This is a genomic window from Polaromonas vacuolata, from assembly GCF_012584515.1.
In the GTDB taxonomy this organism is placed as follows: domain Bacteria; phylum Pseudomonadota; class Gammaproteobacteria; order Burkholderiales; family Burkholderiaceae_C; genus Polaromonas; species Polaromonas vacuolata.
In genome coordinates this window covers 1,272,134-1,298,036 of sequence record NZ_CP051461.1, presented here as the reverse complement: position 1 = coordinate 1,298,036, position 25,903 = coordinate 1,272,134, and the positions used below count along the sequence as shown (strand labels likewise).

Genomic DNA, 25,903 nt, shown 5'->3' with positions numbered 1-25,903 from the left:
AAACTGAAAAATCGCTGAGTGATTAACTATTGGCGCTCAACTCCCCGCAATTTTCATACGCTTTAGCAAAATTGACCCCACAGATTTAGCACCGTAGTTGTAAACATCTGAGCCCACGGCTTGAATGTCCATCAACATGTCTTTGAGGTTTCCGGCAATGGTGATTTCTTCGACCGGGAAAGCGATCTCACCTTTTTCTACCCAAAAGCCGGAAGCGCCACGCGAGTAGTCGCCCGTCACGTAGTTGACGCCTTGGCCCATTAACTCGGTCACGAACAAACCCGTGCCTAGCTTGCGCAGCATTTCGTCGAGATCATCTTCGGCGGCGGTTTGACGGCTGCTCATCACTAAGTTGTGCGATCCGCCGGCATTGCCGGTGGTGCGCATGCCTAGTTTGCGGGCTGTGTAAGTGCTTAAAAAATAACCTTGGACTATGCCGGCATCGACGACTTGACGCGCCTTGACCTTAACGCCCTCACTATCAAACGGTGAGCTGCCTTTGCCTTTTGCCGTGAAAGGATCTTCGCTGATGTCAATGTGATCGGGGAAAACTGGTTTACCTAAACTGTCTAATAAAAAAGTGCTCTTGCGATAAAGCGCACCGCCGCTAATGGCCTGCACAAAGCCGCCTAAAAGGCCTGCGGCTAGCGGCGACTCAAACAGAACCGGGCAGTGGCAGGTCTTGATTTTGCGACTTTTCAAACGCGAGAGTGCACGTTCAGCCGCGTAGCGACCGACGCTCTCTGGGCTGGCCAGATCGGCCGCATCCCGCATAGAGCTATACCAAGCATCGCGCTGCATATCACCTTTTTTGCCGGGCGAAGACGCGATCGGTGCAACTGACATGCTGTGCCTAGAGCTCGCATAGCCGCCGCGAAAACCCGCTGTATGGGCGCTAAAGAAATGGCTTTGCTGGGCTGATACGCCAGCACCTTCGCTATTCGTGATGCGGCGCGAGGTGGATAAGGCGGCAGCTTCGCAGCGCAGTGCTAGCAGTGCTGCATCTTCTGAATTAATTGACCAAGGATGGAATAAATCCAAATCCGGGTGCGTCTTGGCAATGTCGCGGGCTGCCGGCAAACCAGCAAATTTATCTTCCGCGGTAAAGCGCGCGATATCGAAAGCTGCCTGCACCGTGCGCTCAATGGCGCCTTGGGAAAAGTCACTGGTTGCCGCGTTACCGCGTTTTTTACCGACATAGACCGTTATGCCTAATGACTTGTCACGGTTACGCTCAACATTTTCTAGCTCGCCCTTGCGCACACTGACGGACAGACCGCAGCCCTCAGAAGCCTCAGCTGCCGCATCGGTAGCGCCTAGCTTGGTGGCATGTGCAATCGCGCTGTCAACCAGATCCTCAAAAAAACCACGGCTATAACTAAAACCTTTTTCAGGCATAGCGGTGGCTGGAGCGATTGATTTGCGAGAAGAAGTATTGTGGGATGTCTTTGTGGTCATATGGGTAGCTATGATACTGACTGCTATGAACAATAAGACTCCCAAGGCTATCAAAGGCTACTGGTCCAACGGCCGATTCGTCAAACCCGAAGAAATCGCTGCCGAAGAGGTCGGTCCGCCCAGTAAAACCCAGCTCAAAGCCGAAGCTGATGAAAAACAGGCATTAGGTGAAGCCCTGCTGACCCTGCGCGCCGATTTAATGGCGCGCCTAGACTTGCCTGACAAATTACGTGACGCTATCGCCAGCGCCAAAAAAATCACTAACTTCGAGGGCAGACGCAGGCAGATGCAGTTCATCGGCAAGCTAATGCGCCCGCTTGACTGTGATCCAATTCGCGAAGCCATAGATGAACAGCTAAACGGCTCTGCCCAGCTCACGCTAGCTTTGCATTTAGCTGAGCAGTGGCGTGACAAGCTGGTGGCCGATGACTTGGCCTTGCAGGACTGGCTAACCGCCTACCCGGCGACCGACTCACAACAATTGCGTGCGCTGATTCGGCAAACCCGCAAAGACTACAAACCTGAGAATCCAGGCGAAGCGCCGCGTCACGGTAAGGCTTATCGCGAAGTATTTCAACTGGTCAAAGAGACCATGAAAAACGCTAACCAGGAAAGCCAAGAGTGAGTCAGGACACCGTCCGCTATGAGGCGGTCCGCATCGGCATAGTCTCGGTCAGCGACCGGGCCTCTGCTGGGGTGTATGTCGATCAAGGCCTGCCGGCCTTGAAAGACTGGCTCACACGCGCTCTGCTCAACCCGATCAGTTTTGATGAGCGCTTGATCCCCGACGAGCAGGACGGCATCAGTGCCGCTTTGATAGCCTTGGTTGACGCTGGCTGCTCGTTGGTGCTGACCACAGGCGGTACTGGCCCGTCTCTGCGTGACGTCACGCCTGAGGCAACTCAGGCGGTGGCGCACCGAGACATGCCGGGGTTTGGCGAGCAAATGCGCCAGATTAGCTTGCAGTTTGTGCCCACCGCCATACTCTCGCGTCAATGTGCTGTGCTACGGGACAAAAGCTTGATCATCAACCTACCCGGTCAACCCAAGGCAATTGCAGAAACGCTAGAAGGCTTAAAAGATGCGCAAGGAACGCAGCTAGTCAACGGTATTTTTGCCGCCGTGCCGTATTGCATTGACTTGATAGGCGGGCCTTACCTAGAGACCCGGGACGAGGTCTGCACGGCCTTTAGGCCTAAATCAGCGCGGCGAGTTCAGCCGGCATAAAACCAACCAACAACTTTAAACTGCAAGCCGACTCATGCGTCGGTCTGCCGCACTGATATTAATTATTTTCCGATTAACTCGTTGAGCTTATCGGCTGCAAAAGTCTGCTTGCGTGCCGCATCCGCCGGCACGCATTTCTTGCGAATCTCGGCCGCAGAGTCAGACAAGATTTCAATCGCCGCCCACAGCAACGCAACTTGCTTTTCTTGCGCCGCCGCGTTGTCTATCAAGCCGCGCATGGCTTGAGATACCGGGTCATCGTTTTGGGTCACGCCGTAGGCAGAAAAACCCATCTGGCTGGCGGCTTCCTCGCGCCGCACGTCAGTATCGGCCTGAATAATGCGGGCCGGGTTTCCCACCGCCGTCGCCCCCGCTGGCACCGGTTTAACCACCACCGCGTTAGAGCCAATACGTGCACCGTCACCCACCGCAAAACCACCCAGTACTTGGGCGCCTGCACCGACGACTACACCGCGGCCCAATGTCGGGTGCCGCTTAGAGCCTTTGTAGAGCGAGGTGCCGCCCAGCGTGACGCCTTGGTAAATCGTGCAGTCATCACCAACTTCAGCGGTCTCGCCAACCACAACGCCCATAGCATGGTCGAAAAAAACCCGTTCACCAATGACAGCGCCGGGATGAATTTCGATACCGGTAAAAAAGCGCGTGAACTGCGAGATAAACCGACCCAGCCATTTAAAGCCGTTATTCCAGCACCAGTGGGCGCGGCGGTGCATCACCACCGCATGCAGGCCGGGGTAGCAAGTGAGTACTTCCCAGCTGGTGCGGGCGGCCGGGTCGCGGTCGAGAATGCATTGAATGTCGGAACGGATTCTAGAAAACATAAATAAGTCTACTGCTGAGCCGCCGGCACTGCTAGAGCAGGCTGGCTTGGCATGTTGTGTTGCATGGCCTTGGCGATACCGCGCAAGATGTGAATTTCTTCTGTGCTTAAATTTGCACGGTTAAATAATTGGTTTAACCGCGGCATGAGTTTTTTAGGTGCAGCGGGGTCGAGAAAACCAGTTGCCGTCAGCGCTTGCTCCCAATGACCCAACATGCCAGCGATTTGAGCCGCATCGGCCAAACCACGCTCAGCATTCGCGACAGGCGCTGGGTAACCACCCAAAGCTTCGCGCCAATCGTAGGCAATCAACTGCACGGCAGCGGCTAAATTGAGTGAGCTGAAATGCGGGTCAGTCGGAATGCAGAGCGCCGCATGGCAACGGTAAACATCTTCATTACTCATACCAAAACGCTCACAACCAAACAAAAATGCCACGCCCTCGGGTGGCGGCGCAGCCGCAGGCGCAGCGTTTAAAAGCTGCTTAAAGTGTTCTCGTGGTGACAAAGTGGGCGGACCAAAATCGCGCGGCGTCATGGCAGTCGCACACAGATGCGTCATACCGTCCAGTGCTTCATCTAAGGTTTCGACAATGCGTGCATTTTTTAAAATATCCAGCGCACCACTGGCCCGCTGAATGGTTTCCTCACGCCGCAAAACGTTGGGCCAGCGCGGCGCGACCAGCACCAAGTCGTCAAAGCCCATGACCTTCATGGCGCGCGCAGTAGCGCCTACATTGCCGGCGTGGCTGGTATTGATCAATACAAAACGGGTTTTCATGGGCTTGATTGTCACTTGCTTAATGGCAGAAGTCGGCAAGTCTAAGATTCGTGAGAAAATGCGAAGATTCAACCGTGATCGTGCGGCCTACTTTGCTCCTGTTTTAAAAATTTATGTCCAGCAATCTACACCCCATGCTCAACGTGGCCATCAAGGCTGCACGCGCCGCCGGCGCCATCATCAACCGCGCAGCCCTTGATGTTGAGGCCGTGCGCGTCTCGGTCAAGCAGACCAATGATTTCGTCACCGAGGTCGACCAAGCTGCCGAAGCGGCGATCATAGAAATCCTCACCACCGCCTTTCCTACTCACGGTATTCTTGCCGAAGAGTCGGGCAGCGAGCATGGCGCGCAAGATTCAGACTTTGTCTGGATCATCGATCCGCTGGACGGCACCACCAATTTCATACACGGCTTTCCGGTTTACTGCGTCAGCATTGCAATGGCCTACAAAGGCAAGGTAGAGCAAGCCGTGGTCTATGACCCGACCCGTAACGATATTTTCTGCGCCACACGTGGCCGCGGTGCTTACATGAATGACAGACGCATTCGCGTCGCCAAGCGCACCCGCATGCAGGAATGCTTGATCTCCACCGGCTTTCCGTACCGTCCGGGCGATAAGCTCAAAAGCCATCTCAACATGTTGGGCGAAATCATTGGTCAATGCGCTGGCGTGCGTCGCCCGGGCGCAGCCGCTTTAGATTTGGCCTATGTGGCAGCTGGTTTTAGCGACGGCTTTTTTGAAGCCGGCCTACAACCATGGGACGTAGCCGCCGGCTCATTACTGGTCACAGAAGCGGGTGGCTTGGTCGGCAACTTCACCGGTCAAAGCGAATTTTTACACCAAGGCGAATGCGTAGCCGGCAACCCGCGCATCTACGGTCAAATGATTAGCACATTGGGCAAATACAGTAAGTTTGCAGATGCTGGCGATAAAGCAAAAGTGCGTATTGCAGCGAACGAGCAAGCACAAGAAAAATCCGATGGCGACGTCGCGACAAATGCCGTTCAAGCAGCACCAGCGACCAAGACCACGCTCAAGTCGACACGCATAAAAGCCGGTGCTAAGCCTGTTGCCGCACCTGTTGTAGCAACTCCAACTGATGCACCGATCACAGAATCATCGACCGATGCTGATGATGCAAACAATGCAAAGCCAGTAATTCCCGCTGCACCGTTTTAAAAATATCAGTCCCTCATTTTTTGTCTCAATGATCAAAACGATTTAGAAGATTTTGAGGGACTGCTAAGCGGTTGGTAAACGCAAAAAAAGCGCCAAAAAATATTTATAAAAAGCTTTAAAAGCCGAAAAGACTAGCCGTGAGGCTCTCTACAAATGCGCTGTAAGACAAAGTAACAAAGAAGCAGCAATAAAGATTACTGTTGACTTACAAGTTACACATTGATAGACTTGCGGCTTGCAAAAAAGTTAACAATAGTCAAAACCCAGCGAACTTCGCGGCGTGTTTCAACCACTGTGCAAGAAACTGCACATTGCAGCGCCGCTGTTAAAACAGCCGGCAGCTTGTCAAGAATCCCAGACTCAAGTCCGGCGCAGCCGCGCTGCTAGCGACAAACTAAAAAACATATTGCGACGGCTTCCATAAAAGCCAGAACAGCGAATGTCATCACACCCATTTTTTTCTCATTCATCAAGGATTTAAACCAATGAAGACAAGTGTAAAAACCCTAACTCGAAGCCTATTGGTAAGCGGACTATTAAGCCTAGGCATGATGGCATCGGCCGCAACACTGCCAGGCAAAGGCGTAACCGTCAGCCCACTGCAAACACCGATTGCAGAAGAAACATTTCAAACCTTGCTGGTGTCTAAAGCACTGCGCAAGCTAGGCTATAAGGTCGAAGGCATTAAGGAAATCGACTACGCTGCAGCGCATATTGCGATTGCTAACGGCGACGCTACTTTCATGGCGGACCACTGGAATCCACTGCACGCTGATTTTTACACCAGCGCTGGCGGTGCAGAGAAAATCTCGCGCACTGGCACTTATGTTGCCAACGCAGCACAGGGTTATTTGATCGACAAGAAAACTGCCGACAAATACAAAATCACCAACATCAGCCAACTCGCCGATCCGAAGATCGCCAAGTTGTTTGACTCCAACGGTGACGGCAAGGCCAACTTATCTGGATGCAACCCAGGCTGGGGCTGTGAAGCGGTTATCGAGCATCAGCTCACCGCCTACAAACTGCGCGCAACTGTTACCCATAATCAGGGCAGCTACGCAGCCATCATTGCAGACACCATCAGCCGCTTTAAAGCCGGCAAGCCGGTTCTGTACTACACCTGGACTCCGTACTGGGTTAGCACTGTGATGCGCCCCGGTATTGACGTGGTGTGGCTCGAAGTGCCATTTAGCTCACTGCCAGGCGAGCAATCTAAACTCGACACCAAACTGCCAAACGGAAAGAACTATGGTTTCGTGATTAACAAGCAGCAAATTATTGCCAACAAAAAATTCGTAGAGGCAAATCCAGCTGCCGGCAAACTTTTTGAAATCATGCAATTGCCAGTGGCTGACGTGAACGCTCAGAACTCACGCATGAATGATGGCGAGAACAAAGCTGCCGACATCGAACGCCACACCAATGGTTGGATCAAAGCCCACCAAGCCACTTTTGACGGCTGGATTGCACAAGCCATGCTGGCTGGTAAAAAGTAAAAAGTAAAACGTAAAACGTAAAAGTCTTAGCGATTAACTCCGTTAATCGCCACGTCTTAAAAAAGACGCTGCCAATTGCAATATGCAAAAGGCAGCGTCTTTTTTTTATGCCAGTAAAGTTGCTTGCCTAGCTTTTTGATGCTGTATGCCGAGTAAGTCGGCGACGATGCCGCAAATTTGCGTTTGTTCTAAGGGCACAGCTTTCTCGTGTGAAAAGCCGTCTCCAATAGTAAACAGCGGCACTTGCCGTTCTTCTGGCAAAACACCGCCATGGCTTTTGTCATTATTCATACCGTGATCACTGGTGACTATGATTTGGTATCCGGCCGCCATCCAAGTCGGTAGCAGCATAGACAGCAAGCCATCTATACGCCGCCCAGAGTTTCGGTACTGCGGACTGTCGTAGCCAAAGCGGTGACCAGTGTCGTCTGTATTCATAGGGTGAATTAATAAAAAGTCTGGGTCATGGCGTAACCGCAAAGTTTCTGCATCTAACAGCAAATGAGAATCTGGGTAGTCATCGACGTGATAAAACATACCGTGTTGAATCGGTAAATTCTGGTCATTAGTAAAACGGTCGCGCTGGGCTTCGTAAGGACTGCGGTTATATAACTCACTCACCCAGTGGTAGGCCGCAGCCGCTGTGCTTAAACCCGCATCGCGCGCCAGATGAAAAATACTTTGTTGATTCGATAAGCGACTCACATTGTTGTGAACAATGCCGCTATCAACCGGCGCAGCACCGGTCAGCACACATTCATAAAGCGGCCTAGACATGGAAGGCAATGCGCAATTGAGTTTATAAAGCGTGGCCCGCCCCGCCTCGCAAAGTCCTTGCAAAAAACCCATACCGTCGTGGGCCGTCTGCCAAGCCAGACCATCAATCAAGACCAAAATAACTTTGTTTTGCGCGCTTTGATTCATTCTCAATTTTTCCCTTTTGTGAAGCTGTGTTGCCGATAGACAATTTAATTTTCAGCACTGATTGAAGTCGTCAATTTCATCATTGAACTTCTTGCAACTCTTGCCTGTTGAACTGCAATGAAACTGCTGCGCCAGCAGGCAATAAATAAGCTGAACTACGGTTTAGCTCATCGACCATCAAGCGCTCGCTACTGCCTTCTACGTCGAGGTGATAGCGAATCACATTACCCAGCAATTGGTGATGCCGCACCGTCGCCGGATATTGCTGACCGAGCTCTGGCAAACCAAGTTGACCCGAACGGACTAGATAAATCGACTCTGGTCGTATCGCCAGTTGGCCTTTGATTTCAAGGCCTAACAATGCGCGGCTTTGGCTAACACCTAAAAGGTTATAGCTGCCCATGAAACCCGCAACAAAAGCGCTGGCCGGACGGGTATAGACGGACTCAGCACTGCCGTGTTGCACGATGTGGCCACCATGCATTAAAAAAATCCGGTCAGATAAAAGCATGGCTTCTTCTTGGTCGTGGGTGACAAAGATAGTGGTCAGTTTGAGTTGTAATTGAATCCGTCGAATTTCCTCTTGCAAGTTTTTTCGTATCCGTGCGTCCAACGCCGAGAGCGGCTCGTCGAGCAGCAAAATACGCGGTCTGACGACCAAAGCTCGCGCCAGCGCTACACGTTGGCGTTGACCACCGGAGAGTTGCTGCACAGGTTTATTTTCCTGACCTTGCAACTCGACTAGTGCTACTGCATCGGCCACGCGCTGCTCGCACTCTTGAGCCGGCAAGCCTTGCATCTTCAAACCAAAAGCAATATTGCCCGCTACCGTTAAGTTGGGGAAAAGCGCGTAACTCTGAAACACCATACCGATACCGCGTTTTTGCGGCACCAAGCTTGTAATGTCTTGGCCCAAGACTGAAATACTGCCTTGGTCTAAATCTGTCAGCCCGGCAATACAGCGCAGCAAAGTTGATTTACCGCAGCCACTGGGCCCGAGCAAAGTCACCAACTCGCCTTCCTTAATATTTAAATTAATGTTTGAGAAAACGCGTGTTTGGCCATAACTTTTAGCCAAGCCTGAGACTTCAAGAAAACCCATTTAAAATCCTCCTTAAACCTAACGACTCAAACGGCTGGCCAGCCATGTCACGAACAAAGTGAACAAAAAGTAACTCATCACAATAGCGCTGGTGAAATGTCCGCTGGTGCCGCGTACCGAGTACAAATAAACGTTGAGAGTTTCAAATCGACTGCCTACCAACATGTTGGCAAACACGAATTCACCAAGTAAAAATGACATGGACAAGAACAGCGCAGCCATTAAACCTTTACGAATATTCGGCAAAATAATAGCCAAGAAAGCTGCCGGTGTACTCGCGCCCAACAAATGCGCAGCATCCATCAAGTCCCGCACATTCAAGCCTTGCAAACCAGTGGCCAGCGCACGGTAAATAAACGGCAAAGCAATCGTGAAATAGCAACCCACCAATACCCAAGGCGTGCCCACCATAGGGATTGGGCCATCGGCATAAAGTTGTAATAAGCCTACGGACGAGACCACAGGCGGCACGGCAAACTGCATAAGGATAAGAATATTCATCCACCGATCAAGCTTGGGAAAATAATAAAACACCACAAAAGCTGTCGGCACAATCACGACTGTGCAAAGTACCAAAGTGCCTAGTACCAAGAGCAAAGAATTTCCAAACGCATGCAGAAAACGCGCATCTTGCCAAAGCTGCAAATACCAATCAAAGGTCAAACTGTCTGGCAAGACAGTTGCGCCCCAACGCTGCGACAAGGAATACAGCAGCGTTGCCAACACCGGAAAAATCATTACCGTCATAAAAGTAAAAACCACTGAGCGGTGATAGCGCTGCGTAGTGTTTAGATTTTTTTGCGGCTTATTTTGCATGGTTTTTCCCCAGCAAATATTGATTCACCAACACCACTAATACCAGCATGGCAGTGAGCATTAAAGACAGCGCTGCGGCAAGATTGGGTTCGAGTGAAATATCACCCACCACCAGACTAGAAATTCGAATCGTCACCAAGTTGTAGTTAGACGACATCAGCGCATAAGCCGTGGCGTAAGCACCCAAGGCATTCGCCAGCAACAAGACAAAAGTGCCTAACAAAGCCGGCATTAATACGGGCAGACCAACACAGCGCCAGTAAGTCATTCGACTCGCGCCCAACAGGGCTGCAGAGTCTTGCCAGTCGTCTTCTAGTGCGTCAAACGCCGGATAAAGCAGTAGCAACGCCAAAGGAATTTGAAAATACGTGTAGATAAGAATCAAGCCAGTTTGCGAGTAAAGATCAAACCCACCCAGCCATCCAGCTTTTCGCAGCAGCAGTGTCACCGCGCCGTTGGTACCCATAACAATGATGAAAGCAAAAGCCAGCGGCACGCCGCTTAAGTTGGCCGTCATATTGGTAAAGGCAACCGTGATGTCGCGCAGCGTGCAGTCAACGCGGCGCAAGCTAGCAGCTGTCACCAGCGCCAAAGCCAAACCAGCAAGGCTGGAACAAACTGAAATCCACAAACTATTGCCAAAGGCTTGGCGGTAAAAAACGGAACCCAAAATATCAGAAAAGTTTGCCAGCGACCAGTCGCCGTCGACTTTCAAACTGTTAACAATTAGCCATGCGCTAGGCGCCAGAGAAAACACAGTGAGCAGTAAAACAAATGGCAGCAGTATCAACACGGCGCGCCAATGGCGAAACCGCTGCCCCTTTGCTTTAACTGAAACCACAGCGTCCGCAAACACCGTCGCACTGATCACATTCACGCCGGGTTTACTTCTTGTAGACCATCACTTGTTCTTGCCACTGACGCGCTATGGTCTTGGTTGTTGCCTCCCAAGCGGCAAAGTCCTCAATCGGTTTGGCGTTTTTATATTCAGCGACTGGCAGCATTTTGTCTTTCGCGTCTTGCGGCAACACCACATTGCTGCGTATAGGACGGGCGTAACCACGGGCTAAGTTGATCTGACCTGCATCGCTAAAAATATATTCACGCGTGAGCTTGGCGGCATTTGGGTTCTTTGCGAATTTATTGATGATGGTGGCGTAACCTGCGCTGACGCTGCCGTCGAGTGGAATAGATACAGTGAACATTTTTTGGTCAATGATGGCTCGCTTACCGAGCGCATTAAAGTCCCACATCAGACCGACTTCAACTTCGCCTTTTTCTAACAATGCAGTGGTTGGATCAATATTTGCCAGACGGCCTTGCTTGGCCAACTCGGCGAAAAATTTATACGCTGGTTCTAAGTTTTTCTCGCTGCCACCTTTGGCAATGGCAACGGCTAATAAAGCGCTATTGGCTTGGGCCGCAACGCCGACTTCACCTACGCTAACCTTGTACGTGCCCTTGAGCAAATCGTCCCAATTTTTGGGTGGATTTTTCACCAATTTATTGTTGCTGATAAAAGCCATGGTGCCGGTGTAAGCCACGGCCCAATGACCTTCTTCGTCCTTGGCCCAAGCGGGTATGTCTTTCCAAGTCGTGGGCTTATAGGCCAGTGTCAAACCCTTTTTCTTGGCGATGGGGCCGAAGGCTTGGCCAACATCACCGATATCGCCCGACGCATTGGTTTTCTCGGCTTCAAACTTGGCCACTTCTTGGGCCGAGCTCATGTCGTTATCCATGTGGGTAATGCCGTACTTCTGGGTGATCTGCGCCCAAGTGTCTTTCCAGTTTGCCCAGTCGTTAGGCATACCGAGACTGTTAACCGTGCCCTCTTTTTTCGCCGCAGCGATCAAAGTTGTCATGTCTTGAGCAATGACAGGACTCACGCACGCGCTGATGGCGGCGGCTAGCAAACTATTCACAAGTAATTTACGCACGGACAATCCTTTGGGCTAGACAACTAAAAAAAGTGATCTTATGCAGCCAAGGTGTCAGTGCTGTGACAAACACTCGTAAAGTTTTAAATTCCAAAATCACGCACTGCGGTGCGGCCAAAGCACCGCAGTGGCGACTACTACATCGTCAGAGTCACTTTGTTTAAGTCAGCCGGAGCATCTGCATCCAAGCCCATGCGCTTGGCTAACTCTTCGCATACGAGTTCTGACAATATGGCTAATATCGCCGTGCGTGCCCAGCGCTGCTTAGGCAACTCCAACGGTAGGCCAGCTTCATGCGTGGCATCACTGCCTATTGTGATGAAAGGCACTTTTCGCGCCAGCAGCGTGGTGACGACGGCTTGCTTGCTGGCCATGGTTTCATCGGCATCAGAGAAAATCACCACCCGATCTTGGGGATGAAACATGGCGATGGGGCCGTGCAAAAACTCTGCACTGGAATAAGCCACGGTTGTTTTACCCAAGCTTTCTTGGGTTTTCAGCGCAGCGTCTAAAGCGCCTGCATACGATGGGCCGCGTGCCACCCAAGCGGTGGTTTGCGCGCCGTGTAAAAAAGTCGCCAACTTATCCACAGTATCGCTTTTGAGCAAACTTTCCATGGCGGTAGCGGTCTGCTCTGCGGCCTCGATAACTGGGTAATTTGCCAGTGCTGCGACGGCAAACAATTGGGCCACGAAGCTTTTGGTGGCAGGCACGGCTAGCTCGGGTCCGCAGCGTAGTCGAAACACCTTATCGGCCAAATCGGCTAGCGGCGAAGCACCGTCAGCACCAGTCACCGCTACCGTTAAAGCGCCGCGCTGTTTTAACCAGCGCAAGGCTTCGGTGACATCGGTGCTGTGACCAGAGGCAGAAAACGCCATGGCAACGTTATCGCTCCAATCGGCATCGGGCAATGCTTGCGTGGTGAGCCATGGCCGAAATTCAACCGGTTGCCGGCCGGTTTGCAAAGTAAAGAGGTAGCTGCCGAAAGTGCAGGCATTGCCAGAACTACCGCGGCCTAACAAGGTCACATTCGGACGATTGCTGCGCAGTGTTTGAATCTCTTTTGCTTGCGCTTGCCAGTTGCCAGCTTCACGGCGCAGCATGGCCGGAATCTCCAGTATCTCGCGCAACATATGGGTTTGATTCATTGATTTATTCCTTTTCAGTGTTGGTGGTGGGCTTACGGGCCTTCCAGTAAAACTCGCAGGGCTCTCCTTCGTGCCGACGCCCTTGTAAGGCGGTAAGCAAGCCCTGCGCGTCGTCGAACAGTGCGGGTATTTGTGAATGGTATTTGCTGATCAAGCTGGCTTTGGCGATAACGTCTACCGGCATAAACAGGCTTGCGGCTGGCTCTAGTCCAAGCCGTTTGAGCGCACCAGAGGGATCATCTTTTGTGCCGTTGCCTACGTCTTGGTCCACTACATAAGGAAAGTCTTCGTAGAAGATCAAGGACACGCCTTGCTCAGCCAGCCGCAGCGCGACAAGGGCCACTATGTGGTGATCGACATGCCGGCCTATGCTCATGGGGCTGACCAGCAAAATGCGGCCCAAGCCAAGGCACAAGCGGCTAAGCACGAGGAATAACTCCTCCACATGACCGAGATCATCAATACGCGGGGACTCCCAACGCTCTCGTGCATGGCGATAAATAAACGCATTACTCAGCGGACTGCGGCGATAAATACCGTCGGCAAAGCCCAGATGCACAAAGTCAGCATTCGCAGCCCGCATGGCGGCCACATCTTCGCGGCGCCGCAGGCGCGGGTTTACATGGCCTTTGCGCTGCGGCACGCGCAAGCTGCCGTCCTTGGCCTTGATAGGCGTTGGATTGCCACCATAAATACTAATCACCAAAGGTGAGGCCTCACGCCCATTGAGAAAATTAAGCAAGCCGCCACAGCTCAGTGCCGCGTCATCAAGGTGGGGGGACAAAATCACCACCCGCTCAATGTCATCCCACGCATAGGCATCCTTTAGGGATAAGGCCTTGGCGGTCATTGCGTTCTTCACGGCTCTGACGGGCTTCACGCCAATTGCGGCAATAACGCACCGTATTGCGTTTGCGCTAGCTTCCACAGCGTCTGTGCTTTTGCTCTGCTTGCGACCAATGGGTTGGCCTCAAGCGCATCAAGAATGTCATTTGTTTGACCAGTACGGCCAGCCAATGCGGCCAGATGTTGATAGCTTTCAAGTTGTTTGAGCAGTGCCAATCTAGCCTTGGGAATAGCCGGCGCTGCCTGACGTTGCCAGCCATTGGCGCTGAGTTGGCCGTACGCTTCCATCACGGTATTTTCTGCAAATAAATCTGTCGTACCCCGGTTAGCAACATTGAGCACCAGCGACTTACCCGCCGTCGTCTTGAGCGCTTGAATCACCATCACCGCAAGATCACCAAAGCCTGCTGTGCCGCGGTGGTGCTGCAAATTAGGCGTTTCCTTGGCAGCTTCCTCGCGAAAGTGTGCGTAGTAGCTAGGCAACTTGGCAACTATGGTGTCGCTGCGCGGCCCCTGCTCTCTGGCCAGGCGGACAAATTTATCCGGTGCGGTGTAGTAAGGCAAATAAGAATTTGGCCAATAACCCGGCGTCTCCAATGCCATTTCCTGCGACAGCTCAAAGCGCAACTGATGCTCGCGGTTCATTCCTTCAGGCGTAGCCAAATGGCGCGTCAGTGGCAGAGGCAAAGCCTCGCCGTCAATCTGCAAGTCGCTATACCAAGTGGCATGGTTCAGGCCGTTACAGGTGAAGGAGATTTTTTCACCCTCTCGCCCTAAAGCGTGCGCCAGAGATTCCAAGTCTTCATCCGACTGGTCGCACAAACCTAGCAAGCGCACGTTGCCGCGGTCAGTCAGCGCTTGGGTCACGATATTGCTCGGGTTGGTGTAATTTAAAAGCAGTGCATCGGGCGCGACGCTGGCCAATGTTTGGGCCACACGTAGAGCTTCGGGAACAGAACGCAACGCAAAGAAAAATCCGCCTGGTCCAACGGTTTCTTGGCCCGGGATTTCAAGCGCTAAGGGTAACGTCTCATCGATTCGGCGAGCTTCAAAACCACCAGGGCGAGTGCTATTGAGAACCACATCTGCGCCGGCCAAAGCCAAAGCCAGTGTGCTGCAAGTTTCAACGTTAAAACTGGCACCAGCGCTTTTAGCCATGGCTTGGCCTAAACGTCCGACTAGTTCGAGGTTTTCTGCATGCGTGTCATATAAACGCACGCGCTTTAAACCCAGTTCATTGCCCTGTGCAATCAGCGCTTGCAGCAAGCCCGGTGCATAGGCGCTAGCGCCGCCCAAAATTACAAATTCTTTAACAGCAGGTCTTGGTGTCGCCGGCTTCTTGTCGTTAATTGAAGTAACCATTTATAAATACCTTTCCTAGTTTTATTTCATTTCCAGCCCGGCTAAAACAGCCGGGTTTTCCACCACACCGCCGGCCTGCGTGAGCAGCCTACTGGCAACCGCGCAGGCGTAAGCCAAGGCGTTATCACCCAGCGGGTGGCGGATTAAATAATTTAGTAAACCAGCACAAAAAGCGTCACCGGCGCCGGTGAAATCTCGCGCCATAACCGGCACGCCAGAGCAGCTGACATGGCGACCATTTAAATAAGCGAAAGCACCATTAGCGCCGTCAGTCACAACCACGTTAGATGCTGCGCCCAACAGTAAATCAGGCGCTTTACGTGCATCGCCGACGGCTAGTTGGGCCTCTTTAGCATTGAGAATTAACAAATCCCAAGGCTGACCATGCAGCGAAGATAACGCTGCAAGTTCATCCGGCGCCCAGCTGCCTGAAACACTAATGCGCGCGCCTTTCGCCTTGGCGACTGCCAAAGGCTTGGCCAAATAGCGCGCCTCTAGCAAACCGGGAACATGTATCCAAGTAGCAGACGGCAACGTGTTGCAATCGGCAAGCGCAGTGATGTCCGCCGCACTCACAAAAGCCCTGTCATCGACACCTGAAAACACAAGTGAAATAGCCGGATCGGCACGAGAAGCCCAATTAAGCGTGGAGATACCCAAGCGGGAGATTTTTTGTGCAATGGCAATATCGGATAAGCCATTGCCGTTGGGGTGTGCAAGTCGCACAGAAAGCCCAAGTGCTGAAGCGACCGAAGCCGTATTGAGCGCACCGCCCAAGCCGAGTCGGATGTCGTTGACGAAGATTTCCTCACCAGCTGCAGGCAGGCCAATGGCGGGAACAAAAACCTCAAAATACACAAGACCCGCGACGCACAGTTGTACTGCTGGTTTTGTAGTCATAATTTCATCCTAACATCAAGCGATCAAAGTTATGAAACAGAATGTACACATGTTACAAATGAATAAAAATAGCTAATTAAAAGTAAAAAAATTGGTTAAAAATATGAGTTTTACCAATGAGAAATCAGTTTTTACTAAGCATTTAAATCTAGGTCTAATTCAATGCCATTCGAAGTAGCATAGAATAAAAAGGTAAATTTTTTAACTCTTTTGATTTCCAAAAATAAAAATACAAAATAAAAATAATAGAAAGAACTAGCCTACAGATGTTTGAACAGATGCTCGAATTTTTAAACCAGCCAATCGCCGGAAATGCTTTTTTTGTTTGGGTAAAAGCCCTACTTTGGGTAGTTCTAGCAGTCGGTTTAATGCGGGTTGTAGTACCAAAAGTAGTCGCAAAACTGGAAGTTTTTGCATTAAAAACATCCTCGAATTGGGACGACGCTGCGGTCAATGCATTAGTTGCTACGCGTTGGCGACTGATCGCATTAATGGCATTAGGACCAGCGAGTAATGAGCTAGAACTCATACCGATAGTGGAGCGCTGGAGTCATGGGCTAGCACTCGTGGCGCTATTCATTCAAATTGGCTTGTGGATAGCATCATTTTTAGACACATGGATTCGAAGCGCACGTAAACAAGGGCTTGAAATCGACCCCTCAGCGACCAGCGCACTTTCCATGCTCAGCTTCATAGCGCGTGCGGCTTTGTGGTCAATACTGCTAATGGTTTTACTGAGCAATTTCGGCTTCGACGTCAACACACTGGTAGCTGGCTTTGGAATAGGCGGCATTGCGATCGGCTTGGCCGTTCAGAATATTTTGGGCGATTTGTTTGCCAGTCTTTCCATCGTGTTGGACAAACCGTTTCAAGTCGGCGACTTCATCATCATTGATGAGTATTGCGGCACGGTCGATAACATTGGTTTGAAGGCAACACGAATCCGCAGTTTAAGTGGTGAGATGCTGGTATTTTCAAACGCTGATTTAACCAAAGCAAGGCTGCGAAATTACAAATCCATGGAAGAGCGGCGCATAGTCTTTAATTTCAGCGTGACCTACGCGACCACAACCGATCAACTAGAAGCCTTGCCTGTGATTCTCAAAACGATCACAGAAAGTGTCGACTCCGTGCGATTTGATAGGGCTCACTTAAAAGGCTTTAGCCCATCGGGGCTGGACTTTGAACTGGTTTACTGGATGACCACGCCAGACTACAACCTTTACATGGATGCACAGCAAATCATCAATTTGGCATTGCTGCGAAAACTCAGCGATGACGGCGTGCAATTAGCTGTGCCGATTCGTTCACTGGTGCTAGATAAAGACAGCAAGCAACCACTGGCCATGCATGTGCTGGCGCCAGAGGTTTAAGTCTTTACACCCAGAAAACTAAAAAAAAGCGACAGCGCGGCTTGTCCGGTTGATATACCTCAGCGACCGTAAATAACGCTGTCAATTAATATTAATGCAAGGAGACTCAATGCAAAAAACTATTCTCGCCACCGACTTAGATGGCACATTTCTGGGTGGCACACAGCAGCAATGTGACGCCCTATACCAATGGATTTCCGAGCGCCGCAACGAGATCGTTTTAATCTACGTCAGCGGCCGCAGCTTGGCCACTATGCAAGATGTTCTAACCGGTTTGCCGTTAAAGCCCGACCACATCATCGCCGACGTAGGCACCAGTGTTTACAGCGGTCCGGATCACAAACCTCTGGCAGCGCTGACAAGCTGGCTGGACGCTGGTTGGCCAGCCGATGCAAAAGCAAAAATTCAAGCCGTGCTGCGCGAGCATCCTAACCTCGTCGCCCAACCAGTGGTCGAAGGTCGGCGTATGTCTTGCTTTTACACCGACGAAGCACTCGCACACGCCGCACGCGCGCCACTGCAAGCACTGGGTTTTGATGTGCTGCTTTCAGCGCATAAATACTTTGATGTGTTGCCGCAAGGGGTGCAAAAAGGCCCTACCTTGCTGCGCACTTTAGCGGCGCTAAACCTCAATCCAAATCGCACGCTAGTGGCTGGCGACACACTGAATGACTTGTCACTGTTTCATACCGGCTTGGCCGGTGTGGCGGTGGCCAACCGCGAACCGCTGCTAAGCCAGGCCTTGGTCAACCTGCCGCATGTTCACCTCAGCACAGAAGACGGCGCCGCCGGCGTGCTAGAGGCCTTGCAGCGCTTTCACAGCCCCAGTATTACGGCGTGAATACAGCGATCTGCTTTTTTTCAACCTTTATAAAAGGAGACTTACATGAGTTTTGAATTAGTGGTGGTGTATCACCGCCAACCGTATGAGGAAGTTATTGAAAACGGAAAAGTCGAGTTCCGCGAACCCCGCAGTCCTAACGGCATCATCCCTGCGATCAAAGGATTTTTTAGCCAAGTCGATAAGGCTGTATGGGTGGCGTGGAAAAAGTCGCCAGCCGGAAAGCCGGTTGCATTTGAACGCCGCATCACAGTTGACGACAGCTTTGGCAACTACGACGTGGTTCGTTTGCCGCTAGACGCGCCGCATATCCACCAGTTTTATCACGTCACATCGAAAGAATCGCTGTGGCCTGTGATCAATTCCTTTCCATGGCTTTACTCCTCAGAAAACACAAATTGGCTGATGTTTCGCGAGGTCAATAAACGTTTTGCACAAGCCGCTTGCGAGCAAGCAGCGCAAGGCGCAGTGGTCTGGATTCACGACTACAACCTCTGGCTTGTACCCAAATTCATACGCGACATGCGGCCGGATTTAAAGATTGCATTTTTTCATCACACATCGTTTCCCGCAGCCGATATTTTCAATATCTTGCCGTGGCGCGATGAAATCGTTGAAAGCCTTTTAGCTTGCGACATGGTGGGTTTTCACATACCGCGGTTTAGCCAAAACTTCTGCAATATCGCGCAAGGTTTGCGCTGTGAAATCACCCGCGAAGACAGCGATATACCAGAACCCATGCGGACTATGAATTCGGCTTTATCAGAGCCAAAAGTCACAACTGCTTTGCATTACAAGGGCAGAAAAATTGTCATAGACACTTGGCCGATTGGAACTTCGCCAGACCTAATCAAAGAAACTGTTGAGTCGCCAGAAGGCTTGGCACGTACAGCCAAAATTCGTGCAGACTTAAATGCCGAAATTTTGATCACCTCAGTTAGCCGAGTTGATTACGCCAAAGGTGGACGTCAACAATTAGAAGCCTTTGAGCGCTTACTCAAGCGCCGCCCTGAATTGATTGGACGCGTGAAGCTGCTGCTGGTGACTGTCGCTGCGGCAGAAGGCATGGAAGTGTATCGCGCAGAACAAACCAAGATAGAGCAGCTAGTGGGCCGCATCAACGGTCATTTCGGCACGCTGAACTGGACACCGATTCATCTCTCCACCACGCCGCTAGCATTTGAAGAAGTCGTATGCGCTTATCGCGCCTCAGACATTGCTTGGATCACCCCTTTGCGCGACGGCTTAAATTTGGTCGCTAAGGAATTTATTGCTGCCAAGCAAGGTGAAGATGGTGTGCTGATACTGTCTGAATTTTCAGGTGCAGCGATGGAGCTAAAAGATGCGGTACTGGTCAATCCGTTCAGTCTGAACTCTTTAGACGCCACGCTAGATCAAGCGATAGATATGCCGCTGGAAGAAAAGCGTAGTCGTATGCGAAATTTACTTGAGCATGTGAACAAATACGATATCAAGTATTGGACGCAGCATGTTTTAGATAAGTTTAAATCTCTTTAAAAGCATTAAAAAAAACCGGTTCACACCGGTTTTTTTTCGATATTAAATTAGTTTTTTTAAATCGCGGATTCAATTTTGAAGTGGAACTTGGAAGTTACTCGGTCGCGTGGGTGAGATCTAAGTGCTCAAGCTACCCGGCCAAAAGGTGAATAGTATCCAGAATGATTAAAACAAACTTTACCGTTGACGAGCGCTTCTCGATTGAAGTCCTTGCAGAAATTATTCGCATTTGAAGTTAAATTGTAAAAGTGATGCTTCAATATAAATCGAGTATTGGTCTTGAACTACGTAGCAACCGAGGTCAACGTGGTTACGTCTCATGCAGGCAAACTAAATGACAGAAGAACGAGTGAGTGCCAGCGCTAACAGCCCCAGAGTTGCTGAGTCAGAATGGACTGTCATGTCGAAAATGTTGGCCGAAATTTGGAACTTTGATTAAAACAGCCGCTAACTAAAAGCCATCTATTGACTCGACGTTAGCTATAACACCATCTATCAAAACATCAATGTTGAAAAGCGCGCGTGCGGTATTTTACGCGGATTCAAGTCTGAAGTGCAACTTTGAAACTAACCGGACGGGTGGGTGAGATGTGAGAGCATCCAAGCTTCCCGACCACCAAGTCAAAGTTGCCCAGAATGATTTACACACACCTCACCCGTGACGAACGTTACCAGATTGCAATCCTCGCCAAAGCAAACTTCAATCAAAGTGAAATTGCAAAAATGATGGACCGTGATAAATCGAGCATCAGCCGTGAGTTGCGTCGTAACCGCGGTCTACGAGGCTATCGCCCTAAGCAGGCAAATGACAAAGCCCAAGAACGTAGACTTGCCTGCGCCAACAGTCCTAGAGTTGCTGACTCGACATGGGCTGTAGTGGAGGAAAAGTTGGCTGAGGCTTGGAGCCCCGAACAAATCAGCGGCCACCTCGAAGCTCGATGCCAACCCGGTGTTAGCTATGAGAGCATTTACCAGTACATCTACGCTGACAAACGCGCGGGCGGCAGCTTGCATAAAACACTGCGTTGCCAGAAGACGCGAAAAAAACGCAGCAGCGGCCGTGAACGGCGCGGCACCATCTCTCGCCAGGTCTCAATAGAACTGCGACCCGCCATCGTGCTTGAGCGTGCGCGCTTTGGCGACTGGGAGGCTGATCTGGTGATTGGTGCCGGGCAGAAGCAAGCCCTAGTGACGATTAACGAGCGTGTCTCTCGGTATTCAATAATTTTCCACGTGCCATTCAAAACAGCGCAAGCCGTAGGGGACGCGTTAATCACTTTACTTAAACCATTCGCTCATTGCGTGCACACACTCACGACAGATAACGGCAAGGAATTTTCTCAGCATGAACGAATAGCTTCTGCGCTGAGTGCAGATTTCTTTTTCGCCCATCCATACGCCTCGTGGGAGCGTGGGGCAAACGAGAATATGAACGGTTTGATTCGCCAGTTTTTCCCAAAGGGGATGCGCTTTAATTGCATCACCGACGATGACATTGCTTTAGCGATGCACAGGCTCAATCATCGTCCTAGAAAATGTTTGGGGTATCGAACACCGCATCAGGTTTTTATGGAAGAGTTAAAGTCCAACTAACACGCTGTTGCACTTCAAGCTTGAATCCGCCTTACTTAAACACTGCGTTACCAAAAAGCTCGCATTAAACGCAATAGCGAACTTGAATGAAGTGGCTTTATCCCGAATCAAGTCTCCATAGATCTGCAGCCAACCATCGTGGTGCAGAGAGCTCGCTTTGGAGATTGGGAGATTGGGAGAATCTGATTTGATGATTGGCAACGGTAAAAGCCAAACGCTGGTGACGATTAGCGAGCGTGTTTCACGCTACTCAATCACTGCCTATATGCGGTTTAAAACGGCGCAGACTGTTGGGGACGCGTTAATCACTTCGTTCAAACCATTTGCACATTGCGTGCACACGTTCAAGACTGACAACGGCAAATAATTTTTACAACATGAACGATTAGCTTTTACTTTGACTGTAGATTTAATTTTTTCCATCTATACGCTTCGTGGGAGCGTGAAAGAAATGAAAATATGAACGGTTTGATTTGACTGTTCTTACCAGCTGTGCGCTTCTTACTGAGTCATGGACGAGGTCAATGCTTTAGTAATGTATCGACTCAATCATCGTCCTAGAAAATGCCTGGCGCGTAGAACGCCGCACTAGGTTTATAGAAAAAATTGAAGATCCAATCAACACATGCTTGCACTTCAAGCTTGAATCCGACCCAAATAAAGTGATGACCATTAAAACTTTATCTGCTTTATCGCGTCAAATTAAATAAATTTATTTAATGAGAAATGACGCAAAGAACGCTGCAAGGTGAATGCTCAATTAAAGCACCAGAAGTTTTACCACGCCACCACCTAGCCGCCCAACTGTCTAAATGCTTATGACCAACAACTATCAAATCGGCATTTATATTCTGCGCGAAATCAGATACTTCAAATACAACTTCCCCCACTAGTAGTTCACCTTGAGCTTCAAAGCCGTTAGAAGCTAATTGATGCAAACCGTCTTTCAGTATGTGACGGTATTTCTCAGTGTCAAAGTCTTCAACTTCTTGCGTAAGCATGCCGCCTTCCATACCGATAATTCTACTAACCGGTGACATTACGGCAACTAGCCACAAGGCAGCTTGGCTCCACTGCGCAAGTTCTTTACATTCAATGAGAGCTTGTTGGCAGGCTGTTGAACCATCGTAGGCAAGAACAATACGTTTGTACATTGCACTTCTCCTAATAAACATTAAAAAATAATAGTCGGTTACTTTTTAATTGTCAATAAATACGTGTTTTATTCATAGATTAATCGCAGCTTTAAATATGGAAAACTTGAATTTTAAAAAATAATTTTTTTAAAATTAACTTAGTATTTATGCCCGTGTTTAAGATGTCAGTCTTGATTAAATATTGAAGCTCAAACAATCCCTGCTTTATTTCGCTAAGAGGGTCACCACTAACCACTTCCACTGCCGAAATTGAGCGTTTTAATGGATAATTTTTTAAGATTGCCGGCTTTCGTAAGCACCGAATTTCATAGCAAAACCCATAAGATTTCTAGCCTTGTCTACCAATTCCACATCTTTTCGGTGAAATTTAGAGAGATAAATTACTTGTCTTCAACTCACCGTTAACTAAACAATCCCATGTTCTGTCAAAAGTGGGTATATCGTTCGTCAATTCGTATTTGTTCAACTCATACGATGAGTTATTAGGCTTGCAGACATTTACTAGACGGCCCAAGTCATGAATACCGCTGGAGTGAAACGGTAATAGTGATGCCGGTGGTCGAACGGATTGGAGCAAACCGCTGAGTCGTCGCTTACTTTGCGCCGGCAATAAAAAGTAGCTAGAGAAAACCCTAGTTGGTAGGGCCGACCTGATCATTCAAGTACGCCATCTTCGGCGTATGTTGGTCACTAACACCACCAGAATGAATGACCGTCAATTAATCGATTTCCTTTCCCTTCGCATTCAAAGTCAAAGTCAAAGTCAAAATCAAAGTCAAGGAAAAGGCAAAAGCCCAACCCTTGACTATTGAAAGTTGACTTTAAAATTGATTACGACTTATCCGCTGCCCCAGGGTTTAGCTTGTCTTGCGTTTTTGTATCAAAGTCGCTGGCGTCGTGGCGTTCGTGCAGCTGACTTGATAATTCACCAAAGGCGCGGTTGACCTTTCGACCGCGTTGAACGGCTGGGCGTGCAGCAATCTCGTCGGTCCAGCGCAGCACGTGCTTGTATTCCTGCACGCTCAAAAATTCACCGGCATCGTCGTAGATCAAGCCCTTGGCCAACGATCCGTACCAAGGCCAGACCGCCATGTCGGCGATGGTGTATTCATCACCGGCTAAAAAACGATGCTCTGCAAGTTGGCGATCTAATACATCGAGCTGGCGTTTGACCTCCATCGCGAAGCGGTTGATAGGGTATTCAAACTTAGCGGGCGCGTAAGCGTAGAAATGGCCAAAACCACCACCCAGAAACGGCGCACTGCCCATTTGCCAAAACAACCATGACAAACATTCAGCGCGGGCTGCACCACTGGCAGGCAAAAAAGCACCAAACTTCTCGGCCAAATACTGCAAAATAGCGCCGGACTCGAATATCCGCACCGGAGTTTCACCGCTGTAGTCCATCAAAGCAGGGATCTTGGAGTTTGGATTGGCGGCAACAAAACCACTGCCAAACTGGTCTCCATCGCTGATGCTAATTAGCCAAGCGTCATACTCAGCGCCGCTGTGGCCTAGTGCCAGCAGCTCTTCAAGCATGACGGTCACTTTAACGCCGTTGGGCGTGGCCATTGAGTAGAGCTGCAACGGGTGTTTTCCTACTGGTAATTCCTTGTCGTGCGTAGCACCGGCGATAGGCCGGTTGATACTGGCAAACTTGCCGCCGCTTTCTTTGTCCCAGAGCCAGACTTTAGGTGGGGTGTATTCAGTTGCATCACTCATAAAGATCCCTTAAATTTTCATTAAAAATGTTCGACCCAGGGGCGTACCTCTATCTCCCACGACCAAGCGTTTCGTGGTTGTGAAAGGAGGTGCACATAACTGGTGGCAATAGCGTCGGCGTCAAGTTGCGTATCTTTGCCGTCATTTGGCGCACCAACAGGCCGGATTGAACCGTCGATCACAAAATGGGCAACGTGTATGCCTTGTGGCGACAGCTCTCGTGCCATGCTTTGGGCTAAGCCACGTAAGGCAAACTTACCCATCGCAAACGCAGCCGATTGCGCATACCCCTTGACACCAGCTGAAGCGCCGGTAAAAAACACCGCGCCGTGTCGCTCAGGCAACATGCGGCGTACGGCTTGCTGGGCGACGCGAAAAGCCGCAATGGCAGTCACGTCCACCGCACGCGCGACAGCTTCTGCATCGACTTCAGCAAAAGCCCCGCGAACGCGTTGGCTGGCGTTATAGACAACCACATCAGGTGGTCCACCCAAAGCCAACTCAGCAGCGTCAAACAGCGCTTCAACGGCAGCGACACTGCTGACGTCAGCGACCAGCGGCACTGCGCCTGTCGCAGCAGCTATCGCTTCGAGCGGTTCACGCCTGCGTGCGGCGATTGCAACGCGCATGCCGCAGTCAACGCTAAAAGCGCGTGCAAGGCTAGCGCCAAGCCCGGGACCAGCGCCAACAATCAAGGCGCGCTGGTAGGGGGTAACGCTTTTACTTAAGCTCACGCAGCGTCAGGCGTAGCGAGCCTGGCGTTTTGCGGAAACATCACTTTGCGGGATTCTTCGTCCATCTCGGCTTTGTAAGCGTGTTGAGTTTTCAGCGCTTCGGCGCGTTGAGCTGCAGGGCGAGCGTTAATCTCGTCGAGCAAACGCTTGACGTTAGGCAGCGTTGCCCAAGCATCGGCGCCCAAAATAAACGGTATAGCGCGGGCCCAGCCCCAAACGGCCATGTCAACAATGGTGTAAGTGTCACCCAGCATGTAGCGGTGCTTGGCAAGTTGTGCCTCAATCAGCGCCCAATGGCGTTGAGCCTCGAAGTCGTAACGGTTTACGGCGTAAGCCTTTGGTTCAGGCGCGAAGTGTTTAAAGTGCACCGCTTGACCGCAATAAGGGCCAATGCCAGTAGCAACCAACATCAACCAAGATAGCATTTGAGCGCGCTGCGCAGGTGTGTTCTCTGGCAGATAAGCACCGGTCTTTTCTGCCAAATAAATCAAGATTGCACTACTGTCAAACACGACAGCATCACCGTCGACCAATGCCGGCGTTTTGGCATTTGGGTTGATAGCGAGAAACTCTGGCAGGTATTGATCACCCTTACGCGTATCGACTGGAACAAGTTCGTACGGCACACCGGCTTCTTCCAGAAACAGAGCGATTTTGGCGGGATTTGGAGACGGGTGGTAGTAAAACTTGATCATGAGATTCCTTATTAAAGATGTGTGGTTAACTATTTTCAACGAAGCGCTAGTGTAAGTTCGATCACAAATAAACCTTGACTTCAAACGCTCATACCAACATTCCAACTGGGTGAAACTTTATTTGCCAGAACCTATTGCTGGAAAATCTATACGCGGATTCAAGTCTGAAGTGCAACTTTGAAATTAACCGTACGGGTGGGTGAGATGTGAGAGCATCCAAGCTTCCCGACTACCAAGTCAAAGTTGCCC

25 protein-coding genes are annotated in these 25,903 nt (G+C 50.5%); 9 read left to right on the top strand and 16 right to left on the bottom strand.

All coding sequences use genetic code 11. From position 1 onward, the window contains the following. Nucleotides 1–36: 36 nt before the first annotated feature. Nucleotides 37–1,458 (bottom strand): metalloprotease PmbA, encoded by a 1,422-nt coding sequence (gene pmbA, locus HC248_RS06070; RefSeq protein WP_168921722.1) that lies wholly within the window; start codon nt 1,456–1,458, stop codon nt 37–39. A 25-nt stretch (nt 1,459–1,483) separates the two neighbouring features. On the opposite strand from pmbA, the gene yjgA reads away from it, so the two are divergent. Together yjgA and mog are read left to right on the top strand one after the other, a co-directional pair. Further along, the gene (gene yjgA, locus HC248_RS06065; RefSeq protein WP_238342739.1) at nt 1,484–2,083 is read left to right on the top strand and encodes a ribosome biogenesis factor YjgA; all 600 of its coding nucleotides are present in this window, start codon (nt 1,484–1,486) and stop codon (nt 2,081–2,083) included. After that, a complete protein-coding gene (mog, locus tag HC248_RS06060) occupies nt 2,080–2,685 on the top strand; it encodes a molybdopterin adenylyltransferase (RefSeq protein ID WP_168921720.1) in 606 nt (201 codons plus the stop codon). Before yjgA ends, mog begins: the two co-directional genes overlap by 4 nt. A gap of 62 nt (nt 2,686–2,747) precedes the next feature. Here mog and cysE read toward each other — a convergent pair whose 3' ends face one another. Both cysE and HC248_RS06050 read right to left on the bottom strand, forming a co-directional pair. Continuing rightward, entirely contained in the window at nt 2,748–3,527 is a 780-nt protein-coding gene (gene cysE, locus HC248_RS06055) for a serine O-acetyltransferase (protein WP_168921719.1), read from the bottom strand. 8 nt (nt 3,528–3,535) lie between these two features. Continuing rightward, nucleotides 3,536–4,306, bottom strand: a complete 771-nt coding sequence (locus HC248_RS06050) for an RNA methyltransferase (RefSeq protein WP_168921718.1) — start codon at nt 4,304–4,306, stop codon at nt 3,536–3,538. A gap of 113 nt (nt 4,307–4,419) precedes the next feature. Between HC248_RS06050 and HC248_RS06045 the strand changes: the two genes are divergently transcribed. Both HC248_RS06045 and proX read left to right on the top strand, forming a co-directional pair. Next, nucleotides 4,420–5,487: an inositol monophosphatase family protein gene (locus HC248_RS06045; RefSeq protein ID WP_168921717.1), complete on the top strand. Its 1,068-nt coding sequence runs from the start codon at nt 4,420–4,422 to the stop codon at nt 5,485–5,487. A 548-nt stretch (nt 5,488–6,035) separates the two neighbouring features. Then, the gene (proX, locus tag HC248_RS06040; RefSeq protein ID WP_238342784.1) at nt 6,036–6,986 is read left to right on the top strand and encodes a glycine betaine/L-proline ABC transporter substrate-binding protein ProX; all 951 of its coding nucleotides are present in this window, start codon (nt 6,036–6,038) and stop codon (nt 6,984–6,986) included. A 105-nt stretch (nt 6,987–7,091) separates the two neighbouring features. Here the strand turns inward: proX and HC248_RS06035 are convergent, their stop codons facing one another. The 9 genes from HC248_RS06035 to HC248_RS05995 all read right to left on the bottom strand — a co-directional run bounded on the left by HC248_RS06035 (nt 7,092) and on the right by HC248_RS05995 (nt 16,021). Then, on the bottom strand, nt 7,092–7,910 hold the full coding sequence (locus HC248_RS06035; RefSeq protein ID WP_168921715.1) for an alkaline phosphatase family protein: 819 nt from the start codon (nt 7,908–7,910) through the stop codon (nt 7,092–7,094). 79 nt (nt 7,911–7,989) lie between these two features. Continuing rightward, entirely contained in the window at nt 7,990–9,012 is a 1,023-nt protein-coding gene (locus HC248_RS06030; RefSeq protein ID WP_168921714.1) for an ABC transporter ATP-binding protein, read from the bottom strand. 18 nt (nt 9,013–9,030) lie between these two features. Further along, nucleotides 9,031–9,828 (bottom strand): ABC transporter permease, encoded by a 798-nt coding sequence (locus tag HC248_RS06025; protein ID WP_168921713.1) that lies wholly within the window; start codon nt 9,826–9,828, stop codon nt 9,031–9,033. Next, the gene (locus HC248_RS06020; protein ID WP_168921712.1) at nt 9,818–10,705 is read right to left on the bottom strand and encodes an ABC transporter permease; all 888 of its coding nucleotides are present in this window, start codon (nt 10,703–10,705) and stop codon (nt 9,818–9,820) included. The genes HC248_RS06025 and HC248_RS06020 overlap by 11 nt, the downstream gene beginning before the upstream one ends. Before the next feature lie 7 nt (nt 10,706–10,712). Next, the gene (locus HC248_RS06015) at nt 10,713–11,765 is read right to left on the bottom strand and encodes an ABC transporter substrate-binding protein (protein WP_238342738.1); all 1,053 of its coding nucleotides are present in this window, start codon (nt 11,763–11,765) and stop codon (nt 10,713–10,715) included. 137 nt (nt 11,766–11,902) lie between these two features. Next, nucleotides 11,903–12,913, bottom strand: coding sequence for an SIS domain-containing protein (locus HC248_RS06010; protein WP_168921711.1), 1,011 nt, complete (start codon nt 12,911–12,913; stop codon nt 11,903–11,905). A gap of 4 nt (nt 12,914–12,917) precedes the next feature. Then, complete coding sequence (locus HC248_RS06005; RefSeq protein ID WP_238342737.1) at nt 12,918–13,775, bottom strand: PIG-L deacetylase family protein; 858 nt, start codon at nt 13,773–13,775, stop codon at nt 12,918–12,920. A 14-nt stretch (nt 13,776–13,789) separates the two neighbouring features. Next, nucleotides 13,790–15,121 (bottom strand): family 4 glycosyl hydrolase, encoded by a 1,332-nt coding sequence (locus HC248_RS06000; RefSeq protein WP_168921710.1) that lies wholly within the window; start codon nt 15,119–15,121, stop codon nt 13,790–13,792. Nucleotides 15,122–15,142: 21 nt separating this feature from the next. Then, complete coding sequence (locus tag HC248_RS05995; protein WP_168921709.1) at nt 15,143–16,021, bottom strand: carbohydrate kinase family protein; 879 nt, start codon at nt 16,019–16,021, stop codon at nt 15,143–15,145. Nucleotides 16,022–16,287: 266 nt separating this feature from the next. On the opposite strand from HC248_RS05995, the gene HC248_RS05990 reads away from it, so the two are divergent. From HC248_RS05990 to HC248_RS05970, 5 genes are all read left to right on the top strand, one after another. After that, nucleotides 16,288–17,394, top strand: a complete 1,107-nt coding sequence (locus HC248_RS05990; protein ID WP_168921708.1) for a mechanosensitive ion channel family protein — start codon at nt 16,288–16,290, stop codon at nt 17,392–17,394. A gap of 109 nt (nt 17,395–17,503) precedes the next feature. Beyond that, nucleotides 17,504–18,235 (top strand): HAD-IIB family hydrolase, encoded by a 732-nt coding sequence (locus tag HC248_RS05985; RefSeq protein ID WP_168921707.1) that lies wholly within the window; start codon nt 17,504–17,506, stop codon nt 18,233–18,235. A 45-nt stretch (nt 18,236–18,280) separates the two neighbouring features. Then, nucleotides 18,281–19,753, top strand: a complete 1,473-nt coding sequence (gene ggpS / locus HC248_RS05980) for a glucosylglycerol-phosphate synthase (protein WP_168921706.1) — start codon at nt 18,281–18,283, stop codon at nt 19,751–19,753. 636 nt (nt 19,754–20,389) lie between these two features. After that, complete coding sequence (locus tag HC248_RS05975) at nt 20,390–21,346, top strand: IS30 family transposase (protein WP_168921001.1); 957 nt, start codon at nt 20,390–20,392, stop codon at nt 21,344–21,346. Between the two features lie 172 nt (nt 21,347–21,518). Continuing rightward, nucleotides 21,519–21,713: a hypothetical protein gene (locus HC248_RS05970; RefSeq protein WP_168921705.1), complete on the top strand. Its 195-nt coding sequence runs from the start codon at nt 21,519–21,521 to the stop codon at nt 21,711–21,713. A gap of 349 nt (nt 21,714–22,062) precedes the next feature. On the opposite strand, the gene HC248_RS05965 is transcribed toward HC248_RS05970, so the two are convergent. From HC248_RS05965 to HC248_RS05950, 4 genes are all read right to left on the bottom strand, one after another. Then, the gene (locus tag HC248_RS05965; protein WP_168921704.1) at nt 22,063–22,500 is read right to left on the bottom strand and encodes a universal stress protein; all 438 of its coding nucleotides are present in this window, start codon (nt 22,498–22,500) and stop codon (nt 22,063–22,065) included. An 834-nt stretch (nt 22,501–23,334) separates the two neighbouring features. Continuing rightward, nucleotides 23,335–24,225, bottom strand: a complete 891-nt coding sequence (yghU, locus tag HC248_RS05960; RefSeq protein ID WP_168921703.1) for a glutathione-dependent disulfide-bond oxidoreductase — start codon at nt 24,223–24,225, stop codon at nt 23,335–23,337. A 20-nt stretch (nt 24,226–24,245) separates the two neighbouring features. Then, on the bottom strand, nt 24,246–24,959 hold the full coding sequence (locus tag HC248_RS05955) for an SDR family NAD(P)-dependent oxidoreductase (protein ID WP_168921702.1): 714 nt from the start codon (nt 24,957–24,959) through the stop codon (nt 24,246–24,248). Next, on the bottom strand, nt 24,956–25,654 hold the full coding sequence (locus tag HC248_RS05950; RefSeq protein WP_168921701.1) for a glutathione S-transferase family protein: 699 nt from the start codon (nt 25,652–25,654) through the stop codon (nt 24,956–24,958). Before HC248_RS05950 ends, HC248_RS05955 begins: the two co-directional genes overlap by 4 nt. Between the last annotated feature and the right edge of the window lie 249 nt (nt 25,655–25,903).